Here is a 10,711-nt window from a genome sequence, read left to right as displayed (position 1 = left end):
CCCGCCGCCCCCGCCCCCGCTCCCGCCCAGGGCTGAGTTGTGGTCGTCAGGACCGCTTCTGAACGACCACAACTCAGCTCCGGGCGGCCGAGCGCGGCGACGACCACCGGGCGGTCCTGCGCGCGGTCATCGCCGCGGACGGGTGCGGTTCGCACGTATCCTGGAGCCGTGACCCCAGAGCTCGCGCGCGCCGAGTCGCTCATCGCGACCATCCCGGATTTCCCCGAAGCGGGCATCCAGTTCCGTGACATCACCCCGCTCTTCGCCGACGGCGCCGCCCTGCGCACCGCCGTCGACGCCGTGATCGAGCCCTTCGCCGGCACCTTCGATGTCGTCGCGGGCGTCGAGGCGCGCGGGTTCCTGCTCGCCGGCGCCATCGCCAACGCCGCGGGTGTCGGCCTCATCCCCATCCGCAAGGCGGGGAAGCTGCCCCGACCCGCGGCGTCGATCACGTACGACCTCGAGTACGGGTCGGACAGCCTGGAGGCGGCGCAGGACCTGCCGGCCGGCACCCGCGTCCTGCTCGTCGACGACATCCTCGCAACGGGTGGCACCCTCCGTGCGGGCCAGGAGCTCCTCGAGCGGCTCGGCTACGCGCTGGCGGGCACGGCAGTCCTCATGGAGCTCGTCGGCCTCGACGGGCAGCAGGTCGCCGGCCCCGTGCACAGCCTCTTCGAGGTCTGAGACGCAACTCGCCCCGCGGCGCCTCCGAGCCGTGACAGGCCCGAAACATGGGCTGGCTAGCGTTGCGAGCATGTCCCTTCTTGTCACCCACGCGCGCCTCATCACGATCCCAACGGGCTCCACGGATGCCGGTTACATCGAAGACGGATGGATGCTCGTCGAAGACGGCCGCATCGCCGCGATCGGAAGCGGGACGCCGTCCGTCACCGCAGACGAGACGATCGACGTGGCCGGCAGATTCGTCGCGCCCGGCTTCGTATCGAGCCACTCGCATCTCTTCACGAGCGGCCTCAGGGGCCTCGGCGTCGCCGACACCCTCTACGGCTGGTGCGACTCCATGCTCGGCACGACCGCCCACATGACGCCGGAGCAGCTGTACTGGTCGACCCTGCACGGCTCGCTCGACTTCCTTTCCAACGGCGTCACGACCGCATACAACTTCACCGACCCGTTGCAGGCGTGGGAGTCGATGGTCGACGGGAAGCGAACGGGAACCGCGGGCATGCGCCCCCTCGAGTACCACTACCGCCAGGCGGACGGCACGCTCGATTCCGGCATCCGCTTCGTCGACGCCTCGGGGATGGATGCGACCGTCGGCAGCGACGACGAGATCTTCGACCGGCTCCAGGCGGAGGTCGCCCACACGAGGGCCATGGACCCGGCGTACGCCCTCGGCTCGTCCATCATGGGCCAGGTGCAGTGGTCGCCTCGGGCCGATGCCGCCGACCTGGAAGCCGAGGCCATGCGCCGCTTCGGCATCACGAACCAGGCGCACTTCCTCGAGTCGCCAGAGGCCGTCGAGCACCAGCAGTCGAAGTTCGCCCTGTACCGGGATGCTGGGGCCCTCGAGCTTGGCCTCATGTTCGGGCACTTCATCCAGACCACTCCGGAGATCATCGCGGAAGCAGCTGCCCGCGGGGCGAGCATGTCCTGGCAGCCGGCCTCGAACGGACGGCTCGCCTCGGGCGTCGCGCTCGTGCCGGAGATGCTCGAGCTCGGCATGAAGGTCGGCGTCGGCCTCGACGACCAGGCCTGCACCGACGTGAGCGACCCGTGGCAGAACATGCGCATGGGCATCTACATGCAGCGCTCGCGCACGAAGGATCCCCTGTCGATGATGCCCGAGCTGATGCTGCGCCTCCACACGCTCGGCGGGGCCGAGATCATGGGAGTCGCCGACCGGGTCGGCTCGCTGGAGGTCGGCAAGTTCGCCGACTTCGTGATCGTCGACCCGCGCTCCCCCGACGTCGGGCCGCTCTGGCACCCCGTGCGGTCGTACGTGCTCGCGATGAGCCCGCGGAACCTCAAAGCCGTCTACGTGGGCGGTCAGCTCGTGAACCGCGACGGCGCATCCACGAACCCCCTCGCCGAGGAGGCGTCGGCGAGGCTCCACGAGCTGCCGGCGGCGATCATCCCGCTGCGCGGCCACCCGCACTGAACGACGTCGCGGCCGGGAGGATGCTCCCGGCCGCGAGGTTCGAGCGAAGGCGGCTCAGCGCTGGGAGACGCCCATCCCCATGCGGTCGAGGACGATGTTCTCGACGATCTGCACGAGGTTGTACGACACCAGCGTGATGATGGTGATGAGCGCGATCGAGGTCCACAGCTCGGCGAACTGCGCCTGCGCGTTGAACTTCAGGATCGCCCCGCCGATGCCCGTCCCGGTCGAGAGCCATTCGGCGAGCAGCGCACCGGTCACGGCTCCCGGCACGGAGACCCGGGCGGCGGCGAAGATCGACGGGAGCGCCCCGGGCAGGTTGACCTTCGTGAGGCCGGCGAGCCGGCCGCCGCCGAAGACGTGCACGACGTCGAGGCTCTCCTGGCTGGCACGGCTGAGGCCGAACAGCACGCTGGCGAGCGCTGGGAAGAGCACGACGATCGTCCCGATCACCGCCACGGAGGCCGTCGTCCCTCGGCCAGTCATGAGGATGATGACTGGTGCGATGGAGACGAGCGGGATGGTGCGCAGCAGGAGCACAAGCGGCATGACGCCGGCCTCGATGGCTCTGGAGAGGCTGAAGGCGATCGCCAGGACGATGGCGACGGCCATGCCTGCGACGAAGCCGAGCGCCGAGTCCATGAGCGTCTGCCCGACGAGCGGGAACATCTGCGCGCGGTGCTCGGCGGCGTCCTCGCCCGCGAACAGGAACTGCCACACGTCGAGCGGCCCTTTCGCGATGAACGAGGAGATGCCCGTGAGGCTCACCACCGCCTGCCAGAGCAGGAGGAGCACGAGCAGCGTGATGCCGGCGGAGCCCAGCGAGCGGAGCACCGTCTTCCGGAGCGCACTGCGCCGCTCGCGCGCGATCCGCGTCTCGGCGGCGTGATCGGCCGTCGTCGCTGTCTGCTTGTCCTGCACGATCACGGTCATCGCACTGCCTTCCCTGAGACCCACGGCGTGATGAAGCGGATGACCAGCCCGAACAGCCCGTACGCGGCGAGCGCGAACACGGCGCACAGCAGGAACACCGACCAGACGCCGGCGGAGTCGAGCTGCCCCTGCAGGCGGATGAGGGTGGGCCCGACTCCCGCTGTGATGGAGCCGAGGTACTCGCCGAGCACGGCGCCGAGGAACGCCGAGGGGACGGCGATCTGGAGCGCGTTGAGGATGGCGGGCAGCGCGGCCACGAGACGGACCTTGCGCATCTGCATCCACGAGCCGCCGCCGAAGACGCGGACGACGTCGAGCGAGGCCTTGTCCGCGGACTTGAACCCGAGGATGGCGCCGACGACGGTCGTGAACACGCACACGAGGGCGGCGAGGAAGACGGCCGTCTCCGAGGGGTCGCCCGGGCTCTTCGCGCCGCCGAGCACCACGATGGAGATGCCGCCGACGGCGACGATCGGCAGGCAGTAGGTGACGACGGCGATCTGCGTGATGACGGTCTCCAGGCGGGGGAAGACGAGCACGACGGTCGCCAGGAGCAGCGCGATGCCGTTGCCCCACACGTAGCCGATCGCCGCCGCGGTGACCGTCGGGGCGAAGACGCCCCAGGTGCCCGCGACGTTGCCCTGCACGAACAGCCAGTCGATGACGGCGAGCGGCGAGGGCACCGGCGTGAAGCTCGTGCCCTCCTGCGGCCGGAACGCCGTCGCCGATGCCAGCCACCAGATCGCGACGAGGGCGACCCCGCCGATGAGCGCGGCGAGCCAGCCTGGGATGCGCTCCCTCGCCACCGTCACGCCTCGGCTTCTGCGTGCCCGTGCACGCCGAACAGCAGCTCGGAGGCACGGTCGACCAGCGCGTGGAACTCTGGAGTGCGCATCATCTCCGGGGTGCGAGGCCGCGGCAGGTCGACCTCGATGATCTCCTGCACGCGACCGGGGCGGGCCGACATGACGGCGACCCGGTCTGCGAGGAAGATCGCCTCGCTGATGCCGTGCGTGACGAGCAGCGTCGTCGCGGGCTTCTCCGTCCAGATGCGCAGCAGCTCCAGGTTGAGGTTCTGCCGAGTCATGTCGTCGAGCGCTCCGAAGGGCTCGTCGAGCAGCAGCACCGACGGCTTGAGCACGAGGGCCCGCGCGATCGACGCCCGCTGCCGCATGCCGCCGGAGAGCTGCGCCGGCTTCGCGTTCGCGAAGTCGCTGAGCCCCACGAGGGCGATCAGCTCATCCACGTACGCCTTGTCGACCGGCCGCCCTGCGACCTCGAACGGCAGCTCGATGTTCTTGCGGATGCTCCGCCAGGGAAGCAGCGCGTGGTCCTGGAAGGCGATCCCGAGCTCGCTGTTCGCGCGCAGCTGGTCGGGCGTCTGCCCGTCGACGAGCGCGCTGCCGGTCGTCGGGTGGTCGAGCGCGGCGAGGATGCGGAGGATCGTGGACTTACCGCATCCGGAGGGGCCGAGCAGCGCCAGGAACGAGCCCTTGTCGGTGTGCAGGTCCGTGTCCTGCAGCGCCAGCAGCGACTTGCCGCCGCGCAGGTCGAAGGACTTGGACACTCCGGAGATCTGGATTCCGGTGCCGGTTGCGGCACCGGAATCCGTCGTTGTATCGGTGAGGGTCATGAGCTTAGGGCTGGTAGTTCTTCAGCTCTGGGTTCTCGGTGTAGATCTCGTCGAGAATCGTCGTGTCGAAGAGGTCGTCGACCTCGAGCTCCCACCCGGCGGCCGCGAGGGAGGAGATGGACTGGGCCTTGAGCTCGTCGGAGATGGTGAACAGGCCGTTCGCCTCCGTCTCCGGGGTCGAGATCAGCGCCGCCTGGGCTTCGAGGCCCGCCTTCACCTTGGCTGGGTCGAGCTCCCCGAAGGTGAGGTCGCCCGCTGCGGCCGAGGCGTTGTAGTGCTCGGTCACCTTCGTGACGGTGTCATCCGTCGGCTGCGTGAACGTGTCGGTCCAGCCCTTGATCTCGGCGATGAGGAACGCCTTCACGAGGTCGGGGTTCTCATCCAGATACTGCTGGGTCACCGTGATCGCCTCGGCGACGTACGGCAGGCCGTTGTCGGCGTAGGCGAGGTTCGTGACCTCGTAGCCCTCCATCTCGACCGTGATGGCCTCGTTCGTCAGGTAGGCCATGAAGCCGTCGACCTCCCCGTTCATGAGGGGCGTCGGGTCGAAGTCGACAGGGACGACGGTCACCTGGTCCTCGTCGATGTCGTTCGCGGCGAGGAGCGCCTTGAACACGGACGCGTTCGAGTCCTGCACGCCGATCTTCTTGCCGATCAGATCCTGCGGCGTCGCGATGTTGCCCTTGTCGGTCAGCGAGAGCACCGTGAACGGGTTCTTCTGGAAGGTGGTCGCGACGATCTTCAGGGGCGCGTCCTGCTCGGCGACCGCGGCGCCGACGGAGGCGGCGTCGCTGAGGGCGAACTGCACCGAACCGGAGAGCAACTTCGCCACGCCCGTGTCGGGGCCGGCGATGCCCTGCACCGCGGAGAACCCCGCCTCGTCGTAGTAGCCGTTGTCGTAGGCGTAGTACTCGCCCGCGAACTCCTCGTTCTTGATCCACGAGTACTGCACGCTGATCTCACCGTGGTCGACGGATGCGCTCCCTGGGGACGTCTCGGATGCGGTGGGTGAGCACGCGGTGAGGGCAAGCGCGGCGGTGGCTGCGAGAGCGAGGGCCGCGGTGACGCGTCGGCGTGGTCTGGTGAGTGTGTGCATCGGATCTCCTTGACTGCAGTGGGCTGGGTCGTGTCTGCCGGTGTCTCGCCTGCTCAGCTCGTCCTGACACTCCCTAGCCGCGACACTAGGCAGTTCATATTTCGGGGACGGGTTCGTGGGTGTTACGGGCGTGATTCGCAATCCGCCAGACCCGGTCGCGGCTGAAGGGCTGCTCGAACGGGCGGCTGCCGATGGCGCGCGCGATGGCGTTCCCGATCGCGGGAGCGACGGGGTTGTACGGCGACTCGCTCATCGATTTCGCGCCGAACGGCCCGAGGTCGTCGCTCGTGTCGGCGAAGTACACCTCGGTGACGGGCACGTCGGCGAACTGCGGCACCCGGTAGAGGCGGAAGACGGGGTTGGCGACGCGCCCCTCATCGTCGAGCGTCACCTCCTCGTACAGCGCGCTGCCGAGGCCCTGCGCGACGCCTCCCTCGATCTGCCCGCGGCACTGGGCGGGGTTCATGACGTAGCCGGCGTCGGCGGCGTGCACCGACTGCAGGATGCGCACCGTTCCCGTCTCCGGGTCGACGGCCAGCCTGACGGCGTGCACGTTGAAGGCGAGCGAGCGTCGCGCGCCGAGCTCGCTGCCGTCAGCCGTGATCTCCCCGCCGTTCTCCTCGGCTGCCAGCTGCGCGAAGGTGACGAGCCCCGCGGGCGTCAGCACCCCGTCCGCGGTGAGCTCGCCGCCGTCCGGGGCCGAGCCGGTGAGCTCGGCGGCCCGCTCCCGCATCCGCATCGCCAGGGTCAGGCAGGCGGCGTGCAGCGCCTTGCCCGCGACCGTGATGCCCGCCGATGCGAAGGCGCCCGTGTCGTGCTCGACCGCATCCGTGTCCGAGTTCCACAGCTCCAGCCGCTCGAAGCTCGTGTTCAGGTCTGTCGCCGCGATCTGCTTGAGCACGGTCGTCGTGCCGTTGCCGAACTCGGCCGTCCCCGTGCGCAGCAGGTACGTGCCGTCGGCCCGGAGCGTGGCCGTCGTGTGCGCGATGTGCCCGAACGGCGCCATGGTGGCGATCATCGCCGCCGCGACCCCCTCGCCGACGAGCCAGCCGGGCGGGGCCGCCTGGCCGTTGCCTCGGCGGAGCGCGTCCTGCGCCAGGTCGAGGCACTGGTCGAAGCCGTAGCTTCCCCACACGAGGTCGTCGTGCCCCGGATCGTCGCCCTCCCTGATGGCGTTGCGTCGGCGCAGCTCGAACGGGTCGAGACCGAGCTTCTCGGCGAGCATGTCCATCGCCGATTCGACGCCGAGGATCACCTGGCCGAGGCCGTAGCCGCGGAACGCGCCGGACGGCACCGTGTTCGTGTACACGACCTCCGCATCCAGTCGCCGCAGCGGGACGCGGTAGATCGTCGTCGACTCGGCGAGGGAGTGGAAGAGGACGCCACGCGAGTGGTTGCCGTAGGCGCCGGTGTCGCTGAGCACGTCGAGCTGCATGGCCGTGAGCGCCCCGTCCGCGTCCGCGCCGAGTGTCACCGACACGCGCATCGGGTGCCTGACGGCGGCGCGCTGGAACTCATCGGTGCGCGAGAACTCGTACGCGACGGGTCGGCCGGTCCTGAGCACCGCGAGCGCGACGAGATCCTCCGTGAAGATCTCCTGCTTGCCGCCGAACCCGCCGCCGAGCCGTGCCGCAAGCACCCGCACGCGGTCACGGTCCAGGTCGAACAGGCGCGCGATCTCGTCGCGGGCGAGGAACGGCACCTGCGTGGAGGAGCGGATCACGAGGCGTCCGTCGTCGTCGAGCCAGCCGATCGAGCCGTGGGTCTCGAGTTGCGCGTGCGTGACGCGGGCCGTCTGCCACGTGCCGGAGACGGTGACGGCGCTCGAGGCAAGCGCTTCGGTGACATCCGGTCCGGCGTGGACGCTCGTGATGACGTTGCGGGCGGCCTCGTCGACCCGCTCCTGTGCGGTGCGGTCCGGGTGGAGGAGCGGCGCGCCTGGCCTGCGGGCCTCTTCCGGGTCGAAGACCGCCGGCAGCAGCTCGTACTCGACGCGGACGAGTCGGCGCGCGGCGTCGGCCGCCTCACCGGTCTCCGCGACGACGGCCGCCACGCGCTGCCCGACGTGGCGCACCACGTGGTCGAGCAGGAGCGTGTCGTCCGGGTCGTCGGTACGGTGCTCGTGGCGGGCCGAGGAGTACCGGAGCTGCGGCACGTCCTCGTGCGTGAAGATCTGCACGACCCCGGGCACGGCGAGGGCCTCCGAGGTGTCGATGCTCAGGATGCGCGCGTGCGCGTGCGGGCTCGTCACGACCCGCAAGGTCAGGGCATCGAGCGCCGGATGCCCGGGCGGCAGGTCGAACGTGAACGGCTCGAGGCCCTGCACGATCCGGCGCGCGGCCTCAGGGACGACGGAGTTGCCGACGGTCTGCGCCGTGGCCCGCATTTCCGGGTCGGCGGCCTTGGGCGTGACGCACGACTGCGCGCAGGCGCCCGCTCGCACGGAACCGCAGATCGCCTCCCGGATAGGGCGGTAGCCCGTGCAGCGGCACAGGTTTCCCCGCATCCGCTTGTCGAACTCGCCCAGGTCGGCTTCACCGAGGGTCGACGCGGTCACGCTCATCCCCGGCGTGCAGAAGCCGCACTGGAAGCCGAACCCCTCAGCGAGCGCCTCCTGCACGGGATGCAGCTGATCGCCGGGTGCGAGGCCGGCCGCCGTCGTGACGCTGCGCCCCTCCGCCCGCATGGCCGGCACGATGCAGGAGTGCACGGGAGCGCCGTCGAGCAGGACCGAGCAGGCTCCGCAGTCGCCGGCGTCGCATCCCTTCCTCACCGTCGTGGAACCCGTCTCGCGCAACAGGGTCCGCAGGCATTGGCCCGCCCGCGGCTCGGCCGAGCGGTCTGTGCCGTCTACTTCGAACTTCACGCGAGTCCCTTCCGGATGCGCTCCGCCAGCACGATGCTCACGCCGCGGCGCCAATCTGCTGAGCCGAGCGGGTCGCTGTAGTAGCCGTCCGCGTCAGCGACGCGCGCGGCGAGGTCGGCTGCGGTCGGGAGGTGCGGGAACACGAGCACGGTCGGGGTCTGCGTGGCTGCGGTGACCGTGAAGACGCTGCGCCCTGAGGGATCGACGCGCCCCGTGACGACGGCGCCAGAGCGCCCATGCTCTGCGAGCGCGATCTTGAGGAGCAGCGCCCGCGAGCGCAGCGCGGCTGCGGGCAGGTGGATGCTGCGGAGCACGTCGCCCGGTTGGAGGATGGTCGTCCCGTCCCCGGTCACGAGGTCCGCGACCGGCAGGCGCACCACCTCGGCTCCTCGCCAGATCTCCGCCGTGCCGTCGAGCGCGACGCACAGCGAGACCATGCCAGCCGCTGCGAACGCCCGGCAGATGTTGCCGCCGACGGTCGCCGTGTTCCAGATCTTGAACGACGCGAGGAGAGCATCCGCGGCGGCTGGGACAAGCGAGAGCGCAGGCCAGTCCTGCTGCGACGGAAGCGTGCCGCCATCCCGTGCGTCCTTGGCCCACGCGACCAGCGTCGCGATGGTGCAGGTGGCCGAGATCCGGAGCCCAACGTCGTCGGCCTCGATATCGGGCCACCCCATGGCGGTCACGTCGACGAAGCCCGTCGTCGTCGGCTGCGGCTCGCTCATGAGCCAGGTGCCGCCCGCCAGGATGGCCTCCCCAGGGGCAAGGAGCAGCTCCTCGCGGGTTCGTGCGACGCGGTACGAGCGCACCGTCGTGATGTCCATGGCCCTCCCGGTCGTGGCTCCGCGCCGTCGGTCGTCTGCCGGCACGAGTGGATTCTCGGGAGTGAACCAGAACGCCGTTTCGGCGGTGTTTCGATCGTGGGTCGAGGATCGTGACGACCTTCACGTGCCCGCAACAGCCACGCAATGGGCCCGGCTTAGCGTTTCGTCATGCGTGGAATCCTGCCGATGGGCGCCGAGTGGGCGCGCCGAGGTCGACCGTTCGCGATGGCGACGCTCGTCGCCGTCAGCGGCAGCGCGCCCCGAGAGGTGGGCGCGAGCATGATCGTGTCGGCCGACGGCGACGTGTTCGGCAACGTGTCCGGCGGATGCGTGGAGGGGGCCGTCTTCGAGCAGTGCCTGCTCGCGATCCGGAGCGGCACCGCGAGCGTCGAGACCTTCGGGTACAGCTCGGCAGCCGCGTTCTCGGTTGGGCTGAGCTGCGGCGGGGTCGTCGAGGTCCTGGTCCGCCCAGTCCTGCCGGGCAGCGCGGCGGCCGCTGACGTGCTGCTGCTGGCGGAGCGTGAGGCGCGCGCGATGCCCGCGAGCTACACGCTGACGGTCGCCGGAGCCGACGTGGGCCGCGGCGTGATCGACCAGACATCGCCGCCCTCGTCGGGAGCCGTGACGATCGCCCTCGGCTCGCCGCCCCGGCTGATCATCGTGGGCGCGGTCGAGTTCGCCGTGGCGCTCTCCCGCATCGCGATCGCCGCGGGCATGCAGGTCACCGTCGTCGACCCGCGCGAGGTGTTCGCGACGACGGCCCGGTTCCCGGGCGCCGAGGTGGTTGTCGCCTGGCCGCACCGCTACCTGGAGACCGCGGAGGTGGACGCGCGCACCGCCGTGTGCGTCCTCACGCACGACCCGAAGTTCGACGTGCCCGTGCTGCGCGTCGCCCTGGCCTCTGCCGCCGGCTATGTCGGTGTCATGGGGAGCCGTCGGACCCATGAGGAGCGGCTCGAGCGGCTCGAGCGGCTCACCGACGCGTCGGCACCCGCCGCAGCGACCGTGCCAGCCGAGCAGCTGGAGCGGCTGCGTTCGCCGATCGGGCTCGACCTGGGCGGGCGCTCCCCCGAGGAGACGGCCCTCTCGATCCTCGCCGAGATCATCGCCGACCGGCACGGCGCATCCGGTCGCCGCCTGTCCGAGCTGTCGGGGCCGGTTCACCGACCGCTGGGAGCGCGCGTCGCCTCGTGAGCGGTGACGGGTGCGGGGTGGGGGTGGGGGTGCTGGTGCTGGG

The 10,711-nt window shown here is 70.5% G+C and carries 9 protein-coding genes; 3 read left to right on the top strand and 6 right to left on the bottom strand.

The window, feature by feature from the left end; all coding sequences use genetic code 11:
• Positions 1–168: 168 nt before the first annotated feature.
• Entirely contained in the window at positions 169–684 is a 516-nt protein-coding gene (locus tag C5E06_RS18745) for an adenine phosphoribosyltransferase (protein ID WP_104307881.1), read from the top strand.
• Positions 685–754: 70 nt separating this feature from the next.
• Entirely contained in the window at positions 755–2,122 is a 1,368-nt protein-coding gene (locus C5E06_RS18740; RefSeq protein WP_104307880.1) for an amidohydrolase family protein, read from the top strand.
• 54 nt (positions 2,123–2,176) lie between these two features.
• Here the strand turns inward: C5E06_RS18740 and C5E06_RS18735 are convergent, their stop codons facing one another.
• The 6 genes from C5E06_RS18735 to C5E06_RS18710 all read right to left on the bottom strand — a co-directional run bounded on the left by C5E06_RS18735 (position 2,177) and on the right by C5E06_RS18710 (position 9,519).
• Positions 2,177–3,055: an ABC transporter permease gene (locus C5E06_RS18735; protein WP_104307879.1), complete on the bottom strand. Its 879-nt coding sequence runs from the start codon at positions 3,053–3,055 to the stop codon at positions 2,177–2,179.
• Positions 3,052–3,867 (bottom strand): ABC transporter permease, encoded by an 816-nt coding sequence (locus C5E06_RS18730; protein ID WP_258067781.1) that lies wholly within the window; start codon positions 3,865–3,867, stop codon positions 3,052–3,054. The genes C5E06_RS18735 and C5E06_RS18730 overlap by 4 nt, the downstream gene beginning before the upstream one ends.
• The gene (locus tag C5E06_RS18725; protein WP_104244643.1) at positions 3,864–4,688 is read right to left on the bottom strand and encodes an ABC transporter ATP-binding protein; all 825 of its coding nucleotides are present in this window, start codon (positions 4,686–4,688) and stop codon (positions 3,864–3,866) included. The genes C5E06_RS18730 and C5E06_RS18725 overlap by 4 nt, the downstream gene beginning before the upstream one ends.
• 4 nt (positions 4,689–4,692) lie before the next feature.
• Complete coding sequence (locus C5E06_RS18720) at positions 4,693–5,784, bottom strand: ABC transporter substrate-binding protein (RefSeq protein ID WP_104307877.1); 1,092 nt, start codon at positions 5,782–5,784, stop codon at positions 4,693–4,695.
• A 94-nt stretch (positions 5,785–5,878) separates the two neighbouring features.
• On the bottom strand, positions 5,879–8,650 hold the full coding sequence (locus C5E06_RS18715) for a molybdopterin-dependent oxidoreductase (protein WP_104307876.1): 2,772 nt from the start codon (positions 8,648–8,650) through the stop codon (positions 5,879–5,881).
• Entirely contained in the window at positions 8,647–9,519 is an 873-nt protein-coding gene (locus C5E06_RS18710; protein ID WP_258067780.1) for an FAD binding domain-containing protein, read from the bottom strand. Before C5E06_RS18710 ends, C5E06_RS18715 begins: the two co-directional genes overlap by 4 nt.
• A 123-nt stretch (positions 9,520–9,642) precedes the next feature.
• On the opposite strand from C5E06_RS18710, the gene C5E06_RS18705 reads away from it, so the two are divergent.
• Positions 9,643–10,668, top strand: coding sequence for an XdhC family protein (locus C5E06_RS18705; protein ID WP_104307874.1), 1,026 nt, complete (start codon positions 9,643–9,645; stop codon positions 10,666–10,668).
• The last annotated feature ends 43 nt before the right edge of the window (positions 10,669–10,711 follow it).

Source organism: Pseudoclavibacter sp. RFBI5, from assembly GCF_002931395.1.
Classification (GTDB): Bacteria; Actinomycetota; Actinomycetes; order Actinomycetales; family Microbacteriaceae; genus Pseudoclavibacter.
The sequence above is the reverse complement of the archived record's forward strand: the minus strand, read 5'-3'. Positions and strand labels throughout refer to the sequence as shown.

Excerpts from the sequence above, each read along its gene's own strand:
- C5E06_RS18740 (WP_104307880.1), top strand. The coding sequence starts at position 755 with ATGTCCCTTCTTGTCACCCACGCGCGCCTCATCACGATCCCAACGGGC.
- C5E06_RS18735 (WP_104307879.1), bottom strand. The coding sequence starts at position 3,055 with ATGACCGTGATCGTGCAGGACAAGCAGACAGCGACGACGGCCGATCAC.
- C5E06_RS18725 (WP_104244643.1), bottom strand. The coding sequence starts at position 4,688 with ATGACCCTCACCGATACAACGACGGATTCCGGTGCCGCAACCGGCACC.
- C5E06_RS18720 (WP_104307877.1), bottom strand. The coding sequence starts at position 5,784 with ATGCACACACTCACCAGACCACGCCGACGCGTCACCGCGGCCCTCGCT.
- C5E06_RS18705 (WP_104307874.1), top strand. The coding sequence starts at position 9,643 with ATGCGTGGAATCCTGCCGATGGGCGCCGAGTGGGCGCGCCGAGGTCGA.